Source organism: Vibrio sp. MED222 (assembly GCF_000153005.1).
GTDB lineage: Bacteria > Pseudomonadota > Gammaproteobacteria > Enterobacterales > Vibrionaceae > Vibrio > Vibrio tasmaniensis_A.
The window spans coordinates 379,254-402,952 of sequence record NZ_CH902607.1; the positions used below are offsets into that span (position 1 = coordinate 379,254).

Annotated in this window: 18 protein-coding genes; 13 read left to right on the plus strand and 5 right to left on the minus strand. The window is 46.2% G+C overall.

Going from position 1 to position 23,699, the window contains the following annotated elements:
- Window positions 1-46: 46 nt before the first annotated feature.
- The 10 genes from MED222_RS13190 to MED222_RS13145 all read left to right on the plus strand — a co-directional run bounded on the left by MED222_RS13190 (window position 47) and on the right by MED222_RS13145 (window position 12,464).
- Window positions 47-766: a GntR family transcriptional regulator gene (locus tag MED222_RS13190; protein ID WP_032555235.1), complete on the plus strand. Its 720-nt coding sequence runs from the start codon at window positions 47-49 to the stop codon at window positions 764-766.
- Window positions 767-862: 96 nt separating this feature from the next.
- Window positions 863-1,759 carry a methylisocitrate lyase gene (gene prpB, locus MED222_RS13185; protein ID WP_009846616.1) on the plus strand — a complete coding sequence of 299 codons (897 nt, stop codon included), beginning with the start codon at window positions 863-865 and terminating at the stop codon, window positions 1,757-1,759.
- Window positions 1,760-1,906: 147 nt separating this feature from the next.
- Window positions 1,907-3,109 carry a bifunctional 2-methylcitrate synthase/citrate synthase gene (prpC, locus tag MED222_RS13180; protein WP_009846617.1) on the plus strand — a complete coding sequence of 401 codons (1,203 nt, stop codon included), beginning with the start codon at window positions 1,907-1,909 and terminating at the stop codon, window positions 3,107-3,109.
- A 100-nt stretch (window positions 3,110-3,209) separates the two neighbouring features.
- Window positions 3,210-5,846 (plus strand): Fe/S-dependent 2-methylisocitrate dehydratase AcnD, encoded by a 2,637-nt coding sequence (gene acnD, locus MED222_RS13175; RefSeq protein WP_009846618.1) that lies wholly within the window; start codon window positions 3,210-3,212, stop codon window positions 5,844-5,846.
- Between the two features lie 9 nt (window positions 5,847-5,855).
- Entirely contained in the window at window positions 5,856-7,028 is a 1,173-nt protein-coding gene (prpF, locus tag MED222_RS13170) for a 2-methylaconitate cis-trans isomerase PrpF (protein ID WP_009846619.1), read from the plus strand.
- A gap of 118 nt (window positions 7,029-7,146) precedes the next feature.
- Window positions 7,147-9,051 (plus strand): propionyl-CoA synthetase, encoded by a 1,905-nt coding sequence (locus MED222_RS13165; protein WP_009846620.1) that lies wholly within the window; start codon window positions 7,147-7,149, stop codon window positions 9,049-9,051.
- A 147-nt stretch (window positions 9,052-9,198) separates the two neighbouring features.
- The gene (locus tag MED222_RS13160) at window positions 9,199-9,645 is read left to right on the plus strand and encodes a hypothetical protein (RefSeq protein WP_009846621.1); all 447 of its coding nucleotides are present in this window, start codon (window positions 9,199-9,201) and stop codon (window positions 9,643-9,645) included.
- 238 nt (window positions 9,646-9,883) lie between these two features.
- On the plus strand, window positions 9,884-10,285 hold the full coding sequence (locus MED222_RS13155; protein ID WP_009846622.1) for a glycine zipper domain-containing protein: 402 nt from the start codon (window positions 9,884-9,886) through the stop codon (window positions 10,283-10,285).
- 203 nt (window positions 10,286-10,488) lie between these two features.
- Window positions 10,489-10,968, plus strand: coding sequence for a GNAT family N-acetyltransferase (locus tag MED222_RS13150; protein WP_009846623.1), 480 nt, complete (start codon window positions 10,489-10,491; stop codon window positions 10,966-10,968).
- An 83-nt stretch (window positions 10,969-11,051) separates the two neighbouring features.
- Window positions 11,052-12,464: a bifunctional NUDIX hydrolase/phosphatase PAP2 family protein gene (locus MED222_RS13145; RefSeq protein ID WP_032555197.1), complete on the plus strand. Its 1,413-nt coding sequence runs from the start codon at window positions 11,052-11,054 to the stop codon at window positions 12,462-12,464.
- A gap of 101 nt (window positions 12,465-12,565) precedes the next feature.
- Here the strand turns inward: MED222_RS13145 and MED222_RS13140 are convergent, their stop codons facing one another.
- The gene (locus MED222_RS13140; protein WP_009846625.1) at window positions 12,566-13,375 is read right to left on the minus strand and encodes a Cof-type HAD-IIB family hydrolase; all 810 of its coding nucleotides are present in this window, start codon (window positions 13,373-13,375) and stop codon (window positions 12,566-12,568) included.
- A gap of 185 nt (window positions 13,376-13,560) precedes the next feature.
- On the opposite strand from MED222_RS13140, the gene queE reads away from it, so the two are divergent.
- Window positions 13,561-14,229 (plus strand): 7-carboxy-7-deazaguanine synthase QueE, encoded by a 669-nt coding sequence (queE, locus tag MED222_RS13135; RefSeq protein ID WP_332251859.1) that lies wholly within the window; start codon window positions 13,561-13,563, stop codon window positions 14,227-14,229.
- 60 nt (window positions 14,230-14,289) lie between these two features.
- Window positions 14,290-14,985, plus strand: coding sequence for a 7-cyano-7-deazaguanine synthase QueC (gene queC / locus MED222_RS13130; protein WP_009846627.1), 696 nt, complete (start codon window positions 14,290-14,292; stop codon window positions 14,983-14,985).
- A gap of 2 nt (window positions 14,986-14,987) precedes the next feature.
- On the opposite strand, the gene MED222_RS13125 is transcribed toward queC, so the two are convergent.
- The 4 genes from MED222_RS13125 to MED222_RS13110 all read right to left on the minus strand — a co-directional run bounded on the left by MED222_RS13125 (window position 14,988) and on the right by MED222_RS13110 (window position 19,542).
- Window positions 14,988-16,976, minus strand: a complete 1,989-nt coding sequence (locus tag MED222_RS13125; RefSeq protein ID WP_032555198.1) for a tetratricopeptide repeat-containing diguanylate cyclase — start codon at window positions 16,974-16,976, stop codon at window positions 14,988-14,990.
- A gap of 162 nt (window positions 16,977-17,138) precedes the next feature.
- A complete protein-coding gene (locus tag MED222_RS13120; RefSeq protein WP_009846629.1) occupies window positions 17,139-17,489 on the minus strand; it encodes a DUF2750 domain-containing protein in 351 nt (116 codons plus the stop codon).
- Between the two features lie 131 nt (window positions 17,490-17,620).
- Complete coding sequence (locus MED222_RS13115; protein ID WP_009846630.1) at window positions 17,621-18,235, minus strand: OmpA family protein; 615 nt, start codon at window positions 18,233-18,235, stop codon at window positions 17,621-17,623.
- On the minus strand, window positions 18,235-19,542 hold the full coding sequence (locus MED222_RS13110) for a TolC family outer membrane protein (protein ID WP_009846631.1): 1,308 nt from the start codon (window positions 19,540-19,542) through the stop codon (window positions 18,235-18,237). The genes MED222_RS13115 and MED222_RS13110 overlap by 1 nt, the downstream gene beginning before the upstream one ends.
- A 400-nt stretch (window positions 19,543-19,942) precedes the next feature.
- Between MED222_RS13110 and MED222_RS22470 the strand changes: the two genes are divergently transcribed.
- A partial coding sequence (locus MED222_RS22470) for a Calx-beta domain-containing protein (RefSeq protein WP_009846632.1) occupies window positions 19,943-23,699 on the plus strand: 3,757 nt, incomplete at its 3' end.

The following is a 23,699-nucleotide window of genomic DNA, read 5'->3' on the forward strand; positions in this document are numbered from 1 at the left end:
ATTGTTGACAATTAAGGCTCAACAATCAGAAGTGAGCAGCGTGAATATGAATACTGCGATAAAAGATCTCACCTTAAATGCAAACACGAAAACTCGTGTGAGCGATAAAGAAAACACCAAGTCAGAAAATCTGACTGAGTACCTCGTTGAGGCAATTGTTAACGGTGAATTACCTCCGGGCAGTAAGATCTCGGAACCTGAACTGGCTAAACGCTTTGAGGTAAGTCGAGGTCCATTACGTGAAGCGATAATGCGTGTTGAAGGACTTGGCCTGATAGAACGTATTCCACATGTTGGTGCGCGAGTTATTACATTCTCAGCAGACAAACTACTTGAGCTTTACGCGGTGCGTGAAGCATTAGAAGGCATGGCTGCTCGATTAGCGGCGAGACACATCACACAAGAAGAGTTGATCGGGCTTGAAGGCTTATTGTCGACACATTCTAAACATATCGATGAAGTCGAAGGCTCTTCTTATTTTCATCAACATGGCGATTTTGATTTCCATTACCGCATTATCAAAGCGAGTCGTAACAGCAAACTCATTTCGTTGTTGTGTGACGAGCTTTATCACCTATTACGCATGTACCGCTATCAATCGCCTAGGGCTCAGTCTCGACCAAAAGAGGCGCTCGATGAACACAAATACATCCTACAAGCGATTGGTAATCGCGATGAAGAGCTAGCAGAAATGCTAATGCGACGACACATCTCGGGAAGCCGATTGCTTATAGAACAACAAATTCAATCCAAAGATCTTGAGTAACTGGCGACTGGTATTTGCCAGCGGTTCTTCGCTGGCGAGAGCTAAACATCAGTAGTCATAAAGATTAGAAATAAACAATTAACAGGGAGCGTCATTATGAAGTTATCAGCAGGAGCTAAGTTCCGACAAGCTGTGCAAGACAACGACCCATTGCAGATCGTCGGTACGGTGAATCCGTATTGCGCGATGATGGCAAAGAACTTGGGTCATCAGGCCATTTATTTGTCTGGTGGAGGCATCGCCAATGCGTCTTATGGCTTGCCTGATTTAGGTATTACGACATTGAACGATGTATTGGTCGATGTTGAACGTATTACCAATGCGTGTGATTTGCCTTTGCTGGTGGATATCGACACAGGTTTTGGCGGCGCGTTCAATATTGCGCGTACGATTCGCGCGATGGAGAAGGCGGGCGCAGCTGCGATTCACATGGAAGACCAAGTGGCTCAGAAACGCTGTGGTCATCGACCAAATAAAGCAATTGTTAGTCAGCAAGAGATGGTCGATAGAGTGAAAGCGGCAACCGATGCCAGAACCGACGAAAGCTTTGTGATTATGGCTCGTACCGATGCATTGGCGGTTGAAGGTATTGATAGCGCGATTGAACGAGCAATTGCGTGTGTTGAAGCGGGCGCAGACATGATTTTCCCTGAGGCGATGAATCAACTCGATCAATACGTGAAGTTCTCGGCGGCGCTGAAATCGGCAACGGGTAAGCACGTGCCTATTCTTGCGAACATCACTGAGTTTGGCCAAACGCCACTCTACAACTGTAATGAGTTGGCCCAATCAAGTGTCGATATGGTGCTTTACCCATTGAGTGCGTTCCGTGCGATGAACAAAGCGGCGGAGAATGTTTACAAGCATTTGTTAGTTGAAGGCAATCAAGAAGCCCTGTTGGATTCAATGCAAACCCGTAAAGAGCTGTACGAGCACCTTAATTACCACGACTACGAGAACAAGCTTGACCAGTTGTTTTCAAGCGAAGGGTAAAACCAGTTTCAAATAATCAAAAATCAACTTAATCCAATAACGTGAAATGGTTAGTCGCCATATCCAGTACCGATGATAAAGATCATCGGACATATAAACAGGCAGCACCAAAGAGTGCAGGCGGCTAACACAGAAAAGGAGTTCACCATGTCTGTATCTTTGAGTGATAAAGCAGCTGTCGACAATGCTTCAAAAGTAGACAAAAAACAAAGTGACAAAACAGCCAGCGCACCGGCAATCGGTGGTGCTGGTCTACGTGGCCAGAGTGCAGGAACCACCGCGCTATGTACGGTAGGAAAATCAGGAACTGGCTTAACCTACCGTGGTTATGATATTACTGACCTTGCTAATCATGCTCAGTTCGAAGAAGTAGCGCATCTGCTACTAAGAGGTCATTTACCCACTGAAAAAGAGCTTGATGATTACAAAACATTGTTGGTTGGCCTACGCGGCTTACCTCAACCTTTGAAAGCAGCACTAGAGCTTATCCCTGCAGACGCTCATCCAATGGATGTGATGAGAACAGGTTGTTCAATGCTGGGTAATCTAGAGCAAGAGACTGATTTTTCTGAGCAACTGCCCGCGACTGAACGAATGCTTGCGCTTTTCCCTGCGATTATTTGTTATTGGTACCGCTTTAGCCACGATGGCGTCCGCATTGATACTGAAGATCAAAGTGAAGCATGTCTGGGTGGCTACTTTTTGAAAATGCAAACGGATAAAGCGCCTAGTGAACTTCACAAGAAGGTGATGCACTGCTCGCTAACGCTTTACGCGGAACATGAGTTTAATGCTTCAACCTTTGCGGCTCGTGTGTGTGCATCAACGTTGTCGGATATTCACTCGTGTGTCACAGCAGCGATTGGTACGTTGCGAGGCCCTTTACATGGCGGTGCAAACGAAGCTGCGATGGAAATGATCCAAGATTGGCAAACCGCCGATGAAGCGGAAGCGAACATCATGCAGATGCTTGCTAACAAAGACAAAATCATGGGTTTCGGTCATGCCATTTATCGTGAGAGCGATCCACGAAACGCTCTAATCAAACGCTGGTCAAAAGAGCTTGCACAAGAGGTGGGTGATGAACAGCTTTATGCCGTGTCTGAGCGCGTTGAAGCCGTTATGAAGCGAGAGAAAGGCTTGTTCTGTAATGCTGACTTCTTCCATGCGTCGGCTTATCACTTCATGGACATCCCAACCAAACTGTTTACTCCTATCTTCGTGATGAGCCGCCTCACAGGTTGGACGGCACACGTATTCGAGCAAAGAGAAAACAATCGAATTATTCGTCCAAGTGCAGACTACACCGGGCCAGAGCATCAAGACTGGCTACCAATCCATTTACGTTAGTCCTCTATATCGAGCCGACTTATATCTCGAGGTGACTTTCTCTTCATGTGATAAGGCCTCGAGAACCAACGAATAGAATTTAACAGATAATGGTGGATGTATGTCTGATGTAAAACTTGAAAGAAACCAAGAGCTTGATGAAAACAAGTATCGAAAGGTTCTACCGGGAACGGGCTTAGAATATTTCGACGCTTGCGAAGCGGTAGAAGCAATATCCCCAGGTGCTTACAAAACCTTGCCTTATACGTCGAGAGTATTAGCAGAGCAATTAGTAAGACGCTGTGATCCTGAAACCCTTGAAGACAGCTTAAAACAGATCATTGAACGCAAGAGCGACTTAGATTTTCCTTGGTATCCTGCGCGCGTGGTGTGTCATGACATTCTAGGTCAAACAGCTTTGGTTGATTTGGCTGGATTAAGAGACGCGATTGCCGACCAAGGCGGAGACCCTGCCAAGGTGAATCCCGTTGTCGAAACTCAATTGATTGTTGACCATTCGCTGGCAGTGGAACACGCGGGTTTTGATAGCGAAGCGTTTGATAAAAACCGAGCGATTGAAGATCGCAGAAACGAAGACCGTTTTCACTTTATAGAATGGTGTAAAACCGCGTTTAAGAACGTGAGTGTGATTCCTGCGGGGAACGGGATCATGCACCAGATTAACTTGGAGAAAATGTCTCCGGTTATTCAATCCAAAGAAGGTATCGCTTTCCCTGATACTTGTGTCGGCACCGACAGTCATACTCCTCATGTTGATGCTCTGGGTGTTATTGCAATAGGTGTAGGTGGTTTGGAAGCTGAGACTGTGATGCTCGGTCGTCCGTCTATGATGCGTTTGCCAGACATCGTGGGCGTTAAACTGACGGGTCAACGACAAGAAGGGATAACCGCAACGGATATTGTGCTTGCGATTACTGAGTTCCTTCGAAATGAAAAAGTGGTTTCTAGTTACTTAGAGTTCTTTGGTGAAGGTGCTCGTGCACTGACTATTGGCGACCGCGCCACTATATCGAATATGACACCAGAATACGGCGCGACAGCAGGTATGTTCTATATCGATGAACAGACCATACAATACCTAAAGCTGACAGGACGCGAGCCTGAACAGGTTGAGTTAGTTGAGCTATACGCTAAGCAAACTGGCTTATGGGCCGATGATTTAGATTCCGCTCAGTACGAACGTGTGCTTGAGTTTGATTTGTCTAAAGTTGAGCGCAACCTTGCGGGGCCTTCGAACCCTCATCGTCGTTTGCCAACCAGAGAGCTGGCTGAACAAGGCATCAGTCAAACATCTTGGAAAGAGCAGCATGCTAAGCAGTACAGCGACGAGCAAATGCCCGATGGTGCCGTAATCATCGCAGCAATTACTTCTTGTACCAACACCAGCAATCCAAGAAACGTAGTCGCCGCAGCATTGGTGGCTAAGAAAGCCAATCAGCTTGGATTAGTTCGTAAGCCGTGGGTGAAAACGTCATTTGCGCCGGGTTCTAAAGTTGCCAAGCTCTATCTTGAGTCGGCAGGTTTGCTTCCTGAACTTGAACAATTAGGCTTTGGTATCGTCGGCTATGCGTGTACGACATGTAACGGAATGAGTGGGGCGTTGGATCCTAAAATCCAACAAGAGGTCATCGACCGCGACCTGTATTCAACCGCGGTGTTATCAGGGAATCGAAACTTCGATGGTCGAATCCATCCATACGCAAAACAAGCGTTTTTAGCCTCACCGCCATTGGTGGTTGCTTACGCGTTGGCTGGCACGATTCGCTTTGATATCGAGAAAGACAGCTTAGGCACTGACAACAATGGCAAGCCAATCTACTTAAGTGATTTATGGCCGAGTGATGCCGAGATCGATGCTGTTGTCGGTGAGCATGTTAAGCCTCAGCAATTCCAACAAATCTACGTGAAAATGTTCCAGCCAGACGAGGAACAGGCGACGACTGAACCGCTTTATGACTGGCGGCCTCAAAGTACCTATATCCGAAGACCACCTTATTGGGAAGGGGCTCTTGCGGGAGAACGAAGCCTATCTGGTATGAGACCTTTAGCGATTCTGGGTGACAACATCACCACAGATCACTTATCCCCTTCAAATGCGATTCTCGCTTTGAGCGCTGCGGGGGAATACCTCACCAAAATGGAAGTGCCGGAAGAGGATTTTAACTCTTACGCGACCCATCGAGGTGATCACTTAACCGCGCAACGAGCAACATTCGCCAACCCTAAGCTTTTTAACGAAATGGTGAAGGACGCTGGAGAAGTCGTGCAAGGTTCATTAGCAAGAGTTGAACCTGAGGGGCAGGTTACTCGCATGTGGGAAGCGATAGAAACCTACATGAACCGTAAACAGCCTTTGATTGTCGTGGCGGGTGCGGATTATGGACAAGGTTCATCACGTGACTGGGCTGCCAAAGGTGTGCGTTTAGCGGGTGTTGAAGTGATTGTGGCTGAAGGATTTGAAAGAATTCACAGAACCAACTTGGTTGGCATGGGTGTATTGCCTCTGCAGTTCAAAGTAGGAACGAATCGCAATACCTTAGAACTGGACGGCACCGAGCTTTACGACGTGTACGGCGACATTGAAGCAGGTTCTGATTTGGCTCTAGTCATCACTCGTAAAAACGGTGAAAAGCTTGATGTTCCTGTGACCTGCCGACTAGACACCGCAGACGAAGTGAATGTTTATAGCGCTGGTGGCGTATTGCAACGTTTCGCCAAAGACTTTCTTGCAAATTAGGAGCTAGTTATGAACATCAAACAGATAAAAGTACCTGCTACCTATATGCGGGGTGGAACAAGCAAAGGTGTCTTTTTCAATTTAAGTGACTTACCTGAAGCTGCGCAAGTTGCCGGAGAAGCTCGAGACGCATTACTTCTGCGCGTGATTGGTAGTCCAGATCCTTATGGCAAACAAACCGACGGCATGGGTGGCGCAACATCCAGCACCAGCAAAACCGTTATTGTTTCGAAAAGCAGTAAAGCCTATCACGATGTTGATTACCTATTCGGCCAAGTAGCAATAGACAAGCCGTTCGTTGATTGGAGCGGTAACTGCGGCAATCTGTCTGCTGCCGTAGGCCCATTTGCAATTCATAATGGACTGGTCGATTCGAATCGTATTCCAGAAAACGGTGTGGTCGAGGTGCGAGTATGGCAAGTGAACATAGAGAAAACCATTATTGTTCATGTACCTATCGCTGATGGGGAAGTCCAAGAGTTAGGTGACTTTGAGCTCGATGGTGTCACTTTCCCCGCTGCTGAGATCCAAGTCGATTTTCTAGACCCCGCCGACGCGAGTGGCTCTATGTTCCCAACAGGGAATGTTGTCGATTTTTTAGATGTTCCAGATCTGGGGTGCATTAAAGCGACATACATCAATGCCGGAATACCCACCATTTTTGTTGATGCTGAATCGGTTGGTTACCAAGGCACTGAACTTCAATCAGATATCAATAGTGATACCAAAGCCTTGGCTCTGTTTGAATCCATCCGAGCACATGGTGCAGTAGCGATGGGTCTTATAGATTCCCTAGAGCAAGCTGAATCACGCCAGCACACTCCTAAAGTCGCGTTTGTTACTAAGCCTCAAGCGTACCAAGCTTCCAGTGGTAAATCGGTTGCTGCCGAAGATACTGATCTTCTGGTGCGAGCTTTGTCTATGGGGCAATTGCACCACGCCATGATGGGCACAGCTGCAGTCGCCATTGCTTCAGCGGCAAGCGTCCCGGGGACGTTAGTTAACTTGGCAGTCGGTGAGGGTTCCCGAGATTTTGTGACCTTTGGTCATCCATCAGGAACCTTAAAAGTGGGTGCTAAAGCGATACAAGGCGAAAGTGGGTGGAAAATTGAAAGGGCGATTATGAGTCGTAGTGCCCGAGTGATCATGGAAGGTGCCATTCGTGTGCCTTTTCCCAAGTAAAGCGACTGTCGTGAACGGTTAAATGTTCACGAACACAACGCTGAGAAAAGAGTGCAATCAAGTGCTACTGCCAAAAGCTAGGCGCTTGGAATAATGGATAAATCATGGAGGAGGCACTATGTCTGCTACGAATCGAATGAACAGAAAAACAGATTACATCACCGAGTATCAATGGGCTAGGGAAGACCCCAATTCGTTCTGGGAAACGCAAGCACAAGCGATAGATTGGTTTGAACCACCAAAAACGATATTACAAACTGACGATAACGGTATTGAACGTTGGTTTCCTGATGGGGTGATGAACACCTGCTGGCTCGCGCTTGATTACCATTGTGAAAATGGACGAGGTGACAATACCGCGCTGATTTACGATTCTCCAGTTACAGGAAATCAATCCTCATACACTTACAATCAATTGCGTGACCAAGTGGCTAAAGTTGCAGGTATGTTAGCGACGCAAGGCGTTACCAAAGGTGATCGTGTGGTGATCTACATGCCAATGATTCCTGAAGCGGCAATGGCAATGCTGGCTTGTGCTCGACTAGGCGCGGTGCATTCGGTGGTGTTTGGTGGGTTTGCTCCTCATGAGCTTGCCGTTCGTATCGAAGATGCTGAACCGAAGGTGTTGATTACTGCCTCCTGCGGTGTCGAGATAAATAAAGTCCTGCCATATAAGCCGATGGTCGACAGGGCGATCATGGACAGTCGCTGGAAACCTGAGAAAGTGGTGGTATTCCAAAGAGAGCAGTCTCTAGCCGAGTTGAACAATGAACGCGATGTACTTTGGCAACAAGCGGTTAACGATGCCTTGCCTCACGTATGTGTGCCTGTTCTAGCGACTGACCCACTATACATATTGTATACATCAGGGACGACGGGCAAGCCAAAAGGCGTGGTACGTGACAATGGTGGTCACGCGGTCGCCATGAAATACTCGATGAGCACTATCTACGATATGCCGCAAGATGGCGTGTTTTGGGCGGCTTCTGATGTCGGCTGGGTAGTGGGGCATTCCTACATTGTATATGCGCCATTGATTCATGGCTGCACAACCATTTTGTTTGAAGGCAAGCCAGTCAGAACGCCAGATCCCGGCGCATTCTGGCGTGTGTGTGAAGAATACAACGTCGATGTATTGTTTTCTGCGCCAACGGCATTTAGAGCCATTAAGAAAGAAGATCCTGAAGGTGAGTTGCTCACCAAGTATGACTTATCATCACTCAAGTCGATTTTCATGGCTGGCGAGCGTTTGGACCCGCCAACATTGGATTGGGTTGAATCTCATACCAATAAACCGGTTATCGACCACTGGTGGCAAACCGAAACGGGTTGGGCTATTTCTGCCAATCCAACAGGGCTTGAATCTTTGCCTGTAAAAGCGGGTTCTTCAACCAAGCCAGTACCCGGTTACCAAGTGGAGATCCTCAATGAGTTGGGTGAAATCGCACAAACGAATCAACAAGGGTTTGTGGCACTTAAACGACCATTGCCGCCTGGTTGTTTACCCACGGTATGGCGCAATCATGATCGGTTTGAATCCGGCTATTTGAGTCAGTTCCCGGGCTATTATGTTTCTGGGGACGGTGGCTATCTTGATGAAGATGGGTATCTATTTATCATGGGCCGTATCGACGATGTGATAAACGTAGCGGGACACCGTCTGTCGACGGGAGAAATGGAAGAGATCGTGGGTGGTCACCCAGCCATTGCAGAATGTGCGGTAGTCGGTATTCACGATGACTTAAAAGGGCAGTTACCTCTTGGTTTCGTTGTGCTGAAAGATGGCGTAAAAGTCGATGGTATTGAGTTACAAGCGGAGTTGGTTGGCAAGGTTCGCAATGAGATTGGCGCGGTCGCCTGTTTTAAGCAAGCCTTGGTTGTTGAGAGATTACCTAAGACGCGCTCCGGTAAGATTTTGCGCAGAACCATACGACAGATCGCAGAAGGTGAACAATATGTGGTGCCTTCGACGATTGACGACCCTACCAGCTTAACTGAAATTGCTGAAAAGCTCGGCAAATAGACGTCGCAGTTTAGGTAATCTCACCTTCGGCTTGTTGATTAATGCATAACCCAGCGTGATAGTTTACCTAAACTCTACTTTATTCATCCGCTTATCCATTGCGTTTACTATGACCTCATTATGAATCCCACATATTGAGGTCTTTTTATGCGAGCTTACTTTTTGTTGATTGCTTTACTGGTCAGTGGTGCTGCTAGTGCCAGTATTTCAAAGGATGAAGCGAGTAGAGCGTTGTTAGAGCCATTGAGTCATCCCAAGATATTTAAATGTGTGTCCAAGACTGGCGTCGATCTCTATCAAGCAGTTTTTGATATGGGCGTGGGGTATGAAGCCGACCCGATTAACTCGAAGATGATCGTTAATTCAAGGAAAGGTCGCTACGAATATCAAATCTTAGGCGCGGTAAGGTCTGAAAGAGCCGGTGAAATTGTCGTGTTGACTCGTCATGTGGGAGACGGTGTCAAAGTAGCCGCTATGATTGATGACGAAAATGGCAAGATACTGGGGATCGGCGATAAAAATCATTATCGAGATTGCGGTGTTAGGCCACCACCTAGTGCAGAAAATATGCAAAACTTTTGGTCCAAAGGCTAAGAGCGGTATCTGAAAGAGAAGAATTATAGAGAAAGTTCGATTGAGGCGACCTTATTGGTCGCCTTTTTTGTTTGTCAGGCTAAGGCGAGCTCAAAGATATATATCAATAAGCACTTATGCGATGGTTGAATGATACATAACTGAACATGATGTATCGTCTAAACGTGGCTTTATTTATCTCATTAACGGTTCTGCTTAAGATGGCTCTACTCCAAACGAAGAACTAAGCGAGACTCCTATGAAATTCACTAAACCTTTTCTTTTAGCGACACTGATTGTGACTCTTTCTGGTTGCGCATCACCAGCAATGGATAACGAAAATGAGAATGCCGCACGTAATCGTGGTGCTGTAGGTGGTGCTTTATTAGGAGCGACAGCAGGCGCTCTAACTGGAGATGCGAGTTTAGCCGTAAAGGGCGCTGCATTAGGTGGCGTGACCGGTGGCGTTGCTGGTTCAATGAAAGATATGGATGATGCAAGAAACGCACAACGAACCCAAGTTACTGCCGACGGTCTAGCGCAAGACAATCGCACCGATGCAGAAAAACGAGTTGCTGAAGTTGAGGCTGAAATTAAGCTTATTGAATTGGAACAACAACTTGCTGATCTCAAAGAAGAGAAAGAAGATAACGGTGCATAAATCTGAAGCTACAGCAAAAGCCATAGCTTCGATATTCGTTTAATTCAAAATAATTCAAACAGAATGGCCACGTAATGTGGTCGTTTTTGTATCTAAAATACACACTTCAAACAATGAATTAATTCAATAACTTGTATAGATACTCACGCCAAGTAAACTAGACTCAGTTTAGATATTAATTTGGTTTGAGAAGCGCAATAGTCATGAATGTCACCTTAAGGGCCGCAAAGCACGCGGATTTGGAACAACTTAACGAGTTAATGTTCGATCTCCACCATCACCACCACCTTGCAAGCCCAGAGCACTTTAAAACGGCAGAAGAGATTGAGCAGGAAAAAAGCATTGCACGTTACTTAGATGATCCTGAATGCTTAGTCTACGTGGCATTAAAAGGTGAACTAATTGTTGGCTTTATCTCCGGACATTTTTGTGAGCTTATCTCAACTGTGAGTAAACCGGTGCCGATGGGGAGTGTCGATGAACTGTTTGTCTTACCTGATTATCGAAAAGAATCAATTGCAGAAAAGTTGTTTAACAAAGTTGAAAGTACTTTTGATGATTATGGCGTTGAACAAGTCTTTGTAGAGGTTTGGGACTTTAATTCACCTGCCAAGGACTTCTATCAAAAAATGGGGTTCACACCTCACATTCAATGGATGAGGAAGGCTTTGCACAAAACGTAGACAGCGATTTTGTGTGGCTTTGATTACAATAGACTCGTGTATTAGCAGTCTTAAATTTCTTCTATTATTTTTAGGTAAACTCGTTGGCTATTCGATATTTATTAGTTTTCATACTGTCTCTTTTGAGTACTACTTCCGCTTGGGCTAACAACACTTTGCCCGATCATATCGCGGGCGCTTTGTGTGTAGTACGTGCTGATAACCAAATCGTGTTGGTTGATGAATTGATCACGGGGCAATTGTCTCTACCGGGAGGCACTGTGGTTTCTGGTGAGCCGCCTGCCATCGCAGCGCAACGAGAAACTTGGGAAGAGGCGGGCTTGTCCGTGACGGTCGGTGATGTGTTGGGATATACCGACAGTGCCGTTGTATATGATTGTGTCTCTGACTCTGAAGTGATCAGTTACAAAGCTCGAAATGAGTTAGGTGGCTTTGAGCTACCAATCTGGTTTGCTCCTCATTACGGTGTGGAAGTCAGTCGCGCGATGTTATTGCCACCTACGGAGTTGCAAGCCAACCAATACCGTTACCCAGAGCAATGGTCTGAGATTAACGAATTCTTTTTATCCGCGACAGATCAACCTGTGACGTATGTGACTGAGCTGGTGGGCGCGGCACCGAAAGCCCATCAAGTTGAATTAAATTGGATTGTGTCGCTTCAAAACGCGTTCGATAAGATGCCAAGCGTATTTGCGAATACTGTACTTTTAACTGACTCGTTAGCGAAGCCATGGGTTTTTATCGTGATATTGCCGCTAATTGCTTGGCATTTTGGCCGTAACTTCGCATTGAAGTTTGGCTTCACTTTGATTTCAGTGACACTGCTCACTTTAATCGCCCACCAAGGGTTTGGTTTTCCACGTCCGCATGCTTACTTGCCAACATTGAAACTAGTGATGAGCAGTGGCTATAGCTTCCCAAGTTTATTGGCTGGCTTGTGGGTGAGTTTAACTTTGTTAGTCTTTTGGAAACTAAAGCGCCTCTTGGAGCAAAAAGCTATTCTGATAGTGCTCGCTGGTTTGCTATGGATCATGTTATTTAAGTCTTATTCAGGTAGTGCATTCTTTAGTGATGTATTAATGGGTGGCGTATTAGGCGCATTAACGACTTGGCACATCGTGAGATTAGATGCGAAACCTGATGTTGATATTAGTGCTTTATTGAGTTCTAAAGGTGTTTGGTGGGCATTGTGCTTACTGTCGATTGTTCTCACTGTTATATGGCCATTGCCGACATTCTCTTTCTGGGTGGCAATTTTGATGACGATTGCATGCTTAGTAACGTTAACGGATTCGAAGCCTTTGGTCGGCCAGTTCTCATTCAAGATTGTATTTGGAGTGATGGCGATGTTGTTAGCGGGGAATCTGCTGATTAGCTGGGCAGGAAGTTTTGTCTCATTCAGTGGCATCGCTTCATTTATTGTTGAGACCTTACGTTTCCCAATCTTGATTCTATTTGGTGTCGTGGCGTTTCGTCTGCCATGGAAAAGAGAGTAGGCGAACCGACGAACATAAAATCAAAAAAGGCTGTGCAGTGCACAGCCTTTGTCATTTGTGAAACAAGCAAAAAGTAATTGTCACTCGAGCCTATTGACCGTTTACGAGTTGAAGATAAACTTTTCAATCGCGACGGCGACACCGTGGTCGTCGTTGCTCGCTGTGATGTGATCCGCCAGTTTCTTGGTTTCTTCCATTGCGTTTTCCATCGCAATACCCATGCCCGCGTATTCAAGCATATGGTGATCGTTTTCAGCATCGCCCATGCAGATCACTTCTTTCGCTGTAATCCCCAAATGTTTAGCGATTGCTTCAATACCCACACCCTTGTTTGAATTTGGGTTTAAGAACTCTAAGAAGAATGGTGCACTTTGCACGATAGTAAACTGAGTCTTAAGTTCTTGTGGCAACTTGCTGATGATTTCGGTCAGCTTGCTTGGTTCCGCGACAATCATTGTTTTGATAATTTCATGGTCGTCTTCTAGTTGAGAAAAGTCGAGCTCGGTAATCTTTAAGCCGTTAATACGCGCTTCAATAGCGGTGTACTCATTGTTTTCAGGTGTTATTAAGCCATGAACCTTACTGAATGCATGAACATAACCACCAAGCTGTACAGCTAGTGCTGCGATCTCTTTCGCGGCTTTACCATTGCTGATCTCACTATGAATGAGTTCTCTTGTAGAGACATTTTGAACCATAGAGCCGTTGTAGAAGAGCACAAAGTCATCTTCGCCGTTGATTGAAAGCTCGTCTAACTTACTCTGCATGCCTTCTAAAGGACGACCAGAAGCCAGAACCACTTTCACACCTGCAGCGCGAGCTTTAGCTATCGCGTCTTTGTTCTCTTGAGAAATCACTTTTTCACTGTTAAGTAGTGTGCCATCCATATCAAGAGCAATCAGTTTGTACATGTTGTTCCTTACCAAAAAATTAAAAGCTAACAAAATCTAATGGGCGAAAGGATAAGGGAACTTGAAAGCTCAGGCTAGGGCTTTGATCAACTCATTTATCAGTACTCATTTGTTTGACCAAAAGGGGCAAGTGCTTTAAGGTCTGCGGTTGATTAATTTCATCAAACGATTGAGCTGAGGGTAAGTTGTACAAGATTAATGAAATGTTTGAAACCATCCAGGGCGAGGGCGTATTTACCGGCGTTCCCGCTGTTTTTGTTCGACTGCAAATTTGCCCTGTAGGCTGTTCTTGGTGTGATACCAAACAGACTTGGGAAGCGTTGCCGGAAGATGAAACCAGCCTTGGCGATATTATGGTTAAGACAGAGGATTCACCGACTTGGACTGCAATTGATGCGCAGGGAATCGTGAATGAATATATCAAGCAAGGTTACACCGCGAAGCACATTGTGATTACCGGTGGTGAGCCGTGCATCTATGATCTTGTCCCTCTTACTGAAGCATTTGAGCAGCACGGTTGTCGTTGTCAGATTGAGACCAGCGGAACATCGGAAGTAAAAGCCACACCAGACACCTGGGTTACGGTGTCACCAAAAGTCGCAATGAAAGCCAAGTTGGATATCCTTGATAGCGCACTCGTTCGTGCGAATGAAATCAAACACCCTGTTGGTACAGGTAAAGACATCGAGCAACTAGATGTTCTTATTGCTAGAGCCGATGTCCCTGAAAATACAGTCATTGCGCTTCAGCCGATTAGCCAAAAAGAACGCGCAACTCAGCTTTGTATTGATACCTGCATTGAGCGCAATTGGCGCTTATCAATCCAAACTCACAAATATTTGAGCATCGCATAGGTTGTATTTGTTTACTGGCCTATATAAGCCGCTAGTAGAAGATTCTCGTAAGGATTTAAGATGAAAAAAGCAGTTGTAGTATTCAGTGGTGGTCAAGACTCAACAACGTGTCTTGTTCAAGCATTAAAAGAGTATGATGAAGTTCATGCGATTACGTTTGATTATGGTCAGCGCCATAGACTCGAGATTGAAGTGGCTGAGTCGTTGTCAAAAGATCTTGGTGTGAAAGCACACAAAGTGATGGATGTGACTCTGTTGAATGAACTGGCTATCAGCTCTCTGACTCGCGACGATATCCCTGTGTCTCATGAGCTACAAGAGAATGGACTACCAAACTCTTTTGTTCCTGGTCGTAATATTCTGTTCTTAACTTTGGCGGGTATTTACGCTTACCAAATCGGTGCAAATACCGTAATCACGGGCGTGTGTGAAACTGATTTCTCAGGCTACCCTGATTGTCGTAATGACTTTGTGAAAGCGATGAACTCTGCGCTTGTACAAGGTATGGACAAGCCGCTTGATATTAAAACACCGTTAATGTGGTTAAACAAGGCTGAGACATGGGCGTTGGCAGATCAGTATTCAGCACTCGAACTTGTTAGAAACAAAACACTGACCTGCTACAACGGTATTATCGGCGATGGCTGCGGCGACTGTCCAGCGTGTGAACTACGCAAAATAGGCCTTAGCGATTACCTAGGTGATCGCCAAGGTATTATGGCTGAATTGGTTCGCAAGCAGGGTGAGAATAAATAACCTCATGAGTCAATAGGTTCGTTATAAGCATCGATGATGCAATTTCGGCCATTACTCTTCGCTTGATAAAGTGCTTGGTCAAGAACCGAGTACAAGTCATCAAAGTCACTTAATGCGTTTGAGGTTGCTAGATAAGCAAAACTCGCGGTTACATTAAGTGGCTTTTTGTTTTCTGATAAGAAGACCGCACTCGAAATAGCATAATGTAACTCCTCTACACGCTCTTGTACTTCAGCTGGTTTTGTATCAGTAAGCATAATCAGAAATTCTTCGCCGCCTAAACGCCCGAACAGCTCTCCTTTAATTAAATGTTGTCTTATTTGCTGACTTATATGAACGAGTGCTCTATCACCAGTAGGGTGGCCATATTGGTCATTAATTTTCTTGAATTTATCTAGATCGAGTAAAACGAGAACATGTTGTTTTTCTGTTCCTTTACAGGCTTTGATACGCTTGACTCTTCGTATTATCTCGGTGCGACTATACGCCTTTGTCATGGCATCGATTGCTGCTTTCGCACGAATGGCTTTGTTTGTGAAGATCATAAAGCTAGCCGCACACAGCAATAGAATAACAATGATGTTATACACCATCCTTTGATGTTCCATCTTTTCGATTTGAAGTCGGTCTAAATTTGCTTGATGTCTCAGGAAAGAACTCTCTAGTTCTTTTTCGTACCTAGCATGAGCTAGATCTAGTGCTTCAAAAGCCAACCTGTTATCTATATCTCGGGTTTCGAACTGTATTAATGAGTATCGCTGATAGAAATAGAAAGCTTGCTTGTAATCGCTGAGAGTTTGATAAATATCAGAAAGTTGAAGTAGTGCTTGAGCTGTGTATTTGTGTCTTGTGACTTGTTCGGATAGCTCCAAAGCTTGTTGTGCATAATTGAGCGCTTCCGTTTTAAGTTTTTGGTCTTCGAACATATCGCTGATTGCCAAGAAAGCGTTGATTCGAATGACATCGTTGTTTAGCTTGCTTGAAGCCGATAGAGACTCTACTAAGTAGTCTCTCGCCAAATCATAGTTCTTCGTCTGCGTGTATGCTTTTCCTAAACCAAGAGTTGTTAGCGCAATACCGTAGCTATGAGATGACGTAGTCAACAGTGCTTTTGCTTTTTGAAAGTGATTAATTGCTAGGTCACTTTGTCCTTGATTAAGGTAAAGATCTGCAAGGCTATGATGAACTTGTGCTTTCATAAAATCAGAAGCATCCGATCTCAGAGCGAGTGCTTCTATGAGGTACTCTGCCGATTTATCATATTGCTTTAACTCTTTGAGCAAATTACCCACATCGTTATAGATCCCCGAAATATCGTGTCCTTGTGGGAACACGCTTATCAGTGATAGGTAAGTATCTAGTGCGGCTTGATAGTCGCTGCGGAAATGGTGATTGTTAGCGATCACTCGATAAGTGCCAAATTTTGGTAATACAGGGTCAGCAATGTCATGCAAATCCGACTGAAGTGCAGAACAATAATAGTTCGCTTGATGATATTTAGCTTGCTCATTGAGAGAACGACATAATTGGTATTTTAATAATGCTCTACCTGTAACATCGTTGATTGATTGCATTTTTACTAATATGGACAAAAAGCCTTGCTGAGCTTCTTTGTACTGACCTTGTCCATCATTTACTAAGGCATTAATTAACGCTTGTTCTATTGCTTGGTATTCACTGTCGTTCGAAGCTATTCCATAAAACGGTTGTTCTCGCTGGCTCATATACTGATATAGCAGTGCCGAAAGGTAGAGCTTATCCCCGTAGGTTGTTGAGCTAGTGTAGCGCATTTGCAGCATGTTCAATGCGCGCGAAGGGGAATGAGTTAGAGTCGAGAGATAGAGTGCGTTCCAATCAGCATTTGGAGTTGTGTGGGGATCTAATATCGAGGTGCTAATTGTTGGAGAAGATTCATGATCCGCTGTTGATGCTTGGCTAAAGGAATAAAGGTTGATGAAAAGCAGAAAGGCAATGAAAATGAAGTGAATCACGAGATAATATCAATCAGATAAAGAACGGTATTCTATTGTTAGTTTGATATTGCTTCAAATTTTTTGGCGAGTTGATGGTTTTTTATGTGAGGTAAATCTCTAATTCTCAATGGCTTATCATGGGTAACCGGTCGTACGCTATTGTACGACCGATCTTGGAAGCTAGATGTATAATTTCGCTAGATCAGAAGGCTCAAGTTCTTTGCCTTCCAATGTTGCATTCCAGTTAGTACCAACAAGAACACCATCTTCAGCTAGGGTCAGTAACCAATCTTCTACAAAGATATCTAGTGGGATTTCTAATACTTCGAAGTCTGCCCACTCTTCAACGTTGTGAGTCTGAGCGTCCTCTTTTGAAGACCAGAACGGCATCACTTCACTGTTTTCGAATTCACTTGAGTCACATGCTAGCCAACCTTCTTCGTTGCGAAGGCCCCATACCAGTTTAGTTTCTTGTGTTTCAGAAACGAAATGTTCTAGATTTGCTTGAGTATCAGCGGTTAGTTTGCTCATGAATAATTTCTCTATGTTGATAACAAGACAAGATTAACATTATACAAGGGGTAGGTATATGGCGATCAAGGAATTATAAGGATACTGAAACGCTTACCAAACGTTTCAGTATGGTTTGAGTGCGGTAGAGTCTATTTACCGATCTTAGTAAATATATGCCACTCTTCTTTGATGTTGCCTTTGAATCCGACAACAGAAGCTACAACTTTTCTGTTCAGTGCATGATTGGTTTCGGTGTCATTGTCACGGAAGCCGACATCACCGTAACCTACTGTATAGGCTCTAGACGGTGGAATTCCATTACTGATAAGTGCACGCCTTACATTGTCCGCTCGCTTTTCTGATAGTTTCAGGTTGTGTTCAGCATTACCTACTTTACTAGCATAACCTTGCAATTGAATACTTGTGTTTTCGTAACGCTTTAGAAACGCAGCCATTTGACGAATTTGGCTCAGAAACACAGGTTTAATTTCCGCAGAGTCATTGGCAAATAAAATATGAAGATCTTTTTCTTCGCTAGACTCGAAATACGAGCCACAGCCATCATTATCTATTTCAGCGCCTATTTGTGTGTCTATACATAAATCGCGAGCGTTGATAACACCATCATTATCATCATCTTCGAGATCATAACTTTGTGTGGTGCTAGGAAGAGCACGATAAGTGAATTCATCATTTGTTTCAGCCATGATGTTGGCAGAAGCAACCACGAAGCATAGTGGGAGTATAGTTTTGAGAAGCTTCATTAATATTCTACCTTTTCATTCCATTCTTGTGGAGTCTCTACACGTAATCCTGTTAATAGGTTACCTGTAGCATTCATGACTCTATACTTTGCGTACTGTACATCGTACTTAGCGTCTAAAAATCCCTTACGTGCTTCGAAGAGTTCATTTTCAGTGTTAAGTAGATCGAGAAGGGTACGCTTACCAATTCGGTATTGTTTTTCATAAGAGATAACGGTGTCAGAAGCCGAGTCTACGTGATCCGACAAGAAATCTTTCTGCTGAACGGTTAAGTCAAGAGCGCTCCATGAAAGGCGTAAGCTTTCTTCTACATTGCGGTAAGTACTCTCACGTAGGTCTTTTGCTTTGTTGAGTTGATAAGCGGCACTTTCGGCACGGTCTTGATCGGCTCCACCGTTATAGAGATTGTACTTTAAGCGGAGCATCGCAGAAAATTCATCGCTGTTGCCTTTCGTACCACCTGCATCATCGCGCCACCTTTGAGCTGCTTCAAAAGAAACAGTTGGGTAGTTGGTACTCTTCGACTGCTTGTATTGGAACTTCGCTGAATCTACGTCAGCTTGTGCAATTTTGATAACCGGGTGTTGGTTAAAGGCTTTTGCCAAAGCACCGTCGATCGTATAAGGAATAGAGCCTGCGTCAGCACGTGGATATACCAAGCCTAGTGGGGCTTGGCCAACAAGGCGTTTGAATTGAGTATGGGCATCAAATAAATTATTTTGAGCTGCCAGCAAATTACCATGAGCTTTTGCAATACGAGCTTCCACCTGAGACATGTCTGCTGTAGACCCAATGCCTGAATCAACTCGTTTCTTGATATCTATATAGATATTTTTGTGCGTCGCGAGATTGTTTTCAGAAAGTGTAAGCACTTCATAAGCTTTAACGGAATCAAGATAAACTTTGGTGACTTGCAGTGCAATATCTTGAGCGCTAGATAGTAATTGATAACGGACAGACTCTGCATCAGCAGCGGTACGATCAATGTCGTTAGAAGTATTCGCGCCATCCCAAATGAGTTGTGTCAACGTAATTGCTGCTTCTTTACGCGTTAGATCTGTTGAGCTCGAATTCGTAGCCAAATCCGTATATTCGTAACCAATGCCACCGTCTAAATCTATACTCGGGCGGTAAGCTCCACCAGAAGCATCGTTAAGGTAACGTTGACTAACGTACTGGTTATATGCCGCTTTGATTTCAGGGTTACTTTCTAAAGTAAACGCGACGGCTTGCTCTAAGGTTTGTGCGCTAGCCGGTAAACTGAGTGCAATAGCCAACCCTAATGTAGTCGTTTTAATCCAGTTCAATTTCAATCTCCCAAAAATGGAGTATCACCTAAGTTTGTCGCTTTTAAGCTTGAATATATCAAATTTAGATGAACCGCCAAAAAAATAACGAATGCCCGATGAGCATTCGTAAATGGTTGTAAAGTTGTTAACCGATCGCCGTACAATTTAAGTCGATTTTGAGTACTTAAATTTGATTTGAGTGTTTGGGTTATCTTTCCCTAAGACAATAACTTATATGCAAGTTTTCGTCATCTTAATTATCACTCAGTGACCGTTATCATTCGTTTACATTGTAAGTTATTAAACATGCAATTCATAGCTAGGAATTATATGACATTAGATGTTATATTGTCACTAGATTATAAAATTGATGTCACTATTTTGACGTCGCAAACAGAAAATGAGTTTAGGGATTTATATGGACATGACAGTATTGAATGCGAGCGGTGCATTAGCATTAGGTCAACGCATTGTTATTTCGATAGATGGCACAATCAAGGTCCTAGAAGACGGCCAGCCATTACAAGCTGGGGATGTCGTTTTAGAATCCCAAAATGTAAATTCTGAATCTCAGATTTCAGTTAAGCGCTTTACGCCACAAGGAAAAGATGGCGATGAAGTGGAACTTGACCAAGACATTGAAAATATTTTTGCCGCTTTAGAAGAAGGGCAAGACCCTACAGAGTTAGGCGAAGAGTTCGCAACTGCTGCTGGTGTAAGTGGATCGAGCTTAGTAAGCAGTGGAACCATCGAGCGTGATGGTGACGAAACCATCCCAGTTACCGAATTTGTAACAACTGGTTTCGAAGGCTTGGGTTTGTCTCGTACTCAAAGTTTAAGTTTGCTTGATTTGTTCCGTGCAGTTGAAGTTGAACCAACAGTAAGTATTGAAGACAGCCAAATTATCAATGAAGGCTCAACAGCAATTTTCGAAGTAAGTCTAAGTAAAGCTGCGTCAGGTGATGTGAGCGTTACGCTAGAGACCCTTTACGGTACAGCAACTGCGGACGACATCACAAGTATCGTTGTGAAAGATGCCGCAGGTAACGTAGTGACTCCAAACGCTGACGGTTCTTACACCGTGCCAGCGGGTGAAACTAAGTTAGTTGTTGAAGTCGCGACCAAAGACGACGGTACGTACGAAGGCGATGAGAAACTGAGCCTGAAAGTGACGGGTGCAACCGGCGTCACGGGTACGGGTACGGGTGAGCTAACCATTAAAGATGATGGCACCGGTCCTGTAGACCCAACCGATCCTACTCCGCCAGTGAATCCAGATGATCGCCCAAGTGTGAGCATCGAAGACAGCAAAGTTATTAACGAAGGTTCAACCGCGAGCTTCGATGTCAGCTTAAGCAAAGCTGCATCCATCGACGTCAGCGTAACGCTAGAAACCCTTTACGGCACAGCAACAGCGGACGACATCAACAGCGTTGTTGTGAAAGATGCCGCAGGTAACGTAGTGACACCTAACGTAGACGGCTCTTACACCGTTAAAGCGGGTGAAACCCAACTGACGGTCGAAGTGGCGACCAAAGACGACGCGACGTACGAAGGTGACGAGAAACTGAGCTTGAAAGTGACGGGCGTGACGGGCGTTAACGGCACGGACACCAGTGACTTAACCATCACCGATGACGGCACCGGTCCGGTCGACCCAGGCACTCCAAACCCAGACGATCGCCCATCGGTGAGCATCGAAGACAGCAAGAGCATCAACGAAGGCTCCACGGTGAGCTTTGACGTGACGTTGACCAAAGCGGCAGCGGTGGATGTGACGGTTGATATTGATACGCTTTACGGCACAGCGACGGCAGAGGACATCACGAGCATCGTGGTGAAAGACTCGGCAGGTCAGGTTGTGACGGCGAACGCAGATGGCTCTTACACGGTGAAAGCGGGTGAAACCCAACTGACGGTCGAAGTGGCGACCAAAGACGACGCGACGTACGAAGGTGACGAGAAACTGAGCCTGAAAGTGACGGGCGTGACGGGCGTTAACGGCACGGACACCAGTGACTTAACCATCACCGATGACGGCACCGGCCCGGTCGACCCAGGCACTCCAAACCCAGACGATCGCCCATCGGTGAGCATCGAAGACAGCAAGAGCATCAACGAAGGCTCAACGGCGAGCTTTGACGTGACGTTGACCAAAGCGGCAGCGGTGGATGTGACGGTTGATATTGATACGCTTTACGGCACAGCGACGGCAGAGGACATCACGAGCATCGTGGTGAAAGACTCGGCAGGTCAGGTTGTGACGGCGAACGCAGATGGCTCTTACACGGTGAAAGCGGGTGAAACCCAACTGACGGTAGAAGTGGCGACCAAAGACGACGGTACGTACGAAGGTGACGAGAAACTGAGCCTGAAAGTGACGGGCGTGACGGGCGTTAACGGCACGGACACCAGTGACTTAACCATCACCGATGACGGCACCGGTCCGGTCGACCCAGGCACTCCAAACCCAGACGATCGCCCATCGGTGAGCATCGAAGACAGCAAGAGCATCAACGAAGGCTCAACGGCGAGCTTTGACGTGACGTTGACCAAAGCGGCAGCGGTGGATGTGACGGTTGATATTGACACGCTTTACGGCACAGCGACGGCAGAGGACATCACGAGCATCGTGGTGAAAGACTCGGCAGGTCAGGTTGTGACGGCGAACGCAGATGGCTCTTACACGGTGAAAGCGGGTGAAACCCAACTGACGGTCGAAGTGGCGACCAAAGACGACGCGACGTACGAAGGTGACGAGAAACTGAGCTTGAAAGTGACGGGCGTGACGGGCGTTAACGGCACGGACACCAGTGACTTAACCATCACCGATGACGGCACCGGTCCGGTCGACCCAGGCACTCCAAACCCAGACGATCGCCCATCGGTGAGCATCGAAGACAGCAAGAGCATCAACGAAGGCTCAACGGCGAGCTTTGACGTGACGTTGACCAAAGCGGCAGCGGTGGATGTGACGGTTGATATTGACACGCTTTACGGCACAGCGACGGCAGAGGACATCACGAGCATCGTGGTGAAAGACTCGGCAGGTCAGGTTGTGACGGCGAACGCAGATGGCTCTTACACGGTGAAAGCGGGTGAAACCCAACTGACGGTCGAAGTGGCGACCAAAGACGACGCGACGTACGAAGGTGACGAGAAACTGAGCTTGAAAGTGACGGGCGTGACGGGCGTTAACGGCACGGACACCAGTGACTTAACCATCACCGATGACGGCACCGGTCCGGTCGACCCAGGCACTCCAAACCCAGACGATCGCCCATCGGTGAGCATCGAAGACAGCAAGAGCATCAACGAAGGCTCAACGGCGAGCTTTGACGTGACGTTGACCAAAGCGGCAGCGGTGGATGTGACGGTTGATATTGACACGCTTTACGGCACAGCGACGGCAGAGGACATTACGAGCATCGTGGTGAAAGACTCGGCAGGTCAGGTTGTGACGGCGAACGCAGATGGCTCTTACACGGTGAAAGCGGGTGAAACCCAACTGACGGTCGAAGTGGCGACCAAAGACGACGCGACGTACGAAGGTGACGAGAAACTGAGCTTGAAAGTGACGGGCGTGACGGGCGTTAACGGCACGGACACCAGTGACTTAACCATCACCGATGACGGCACCGGTCCGGTCGACCCAGGCACTCCAAACCCAGACGATCGCCCATCGGTGAGCATCGAAGACAGCAAGAGCATCAACGAAGGCTCAACGGCGAGCTTTGACGTGACGTTGACCAAAGCGGCAGCGGTGGATGTGACGGTTGATATTGACACGCTTTACGGCACAGCGACGGCAGAGGACATCACGAGCATCGTGGTGAAAGACTCTGCAGGTCAGGTTGTGACGGCGAACGCAGATGGCTCTTACACGGTGAAAGCGGGTGAAACCCAACTGACGGTCGAAGTGGCGACCAAAGACGACGCGACGTACGAAGGTGACGAGAAACTGAGCTTGAAAGTGACGGGCGTGACGGGCGTTAACGGCACGGACACCAGTGACTTAACCATCACCGATGACGGCACCGGTCCGGTCGACCCAGGCACTCCAAACCCAGACGATCGCCCATCGGTGAGCATCGAAGACAGCAAGAGCATCAACGAAGGCTCAACGGCGAGCTTTGACGTGACGTTGACCAAAGCGGCAGCGGTGGATGTGACGG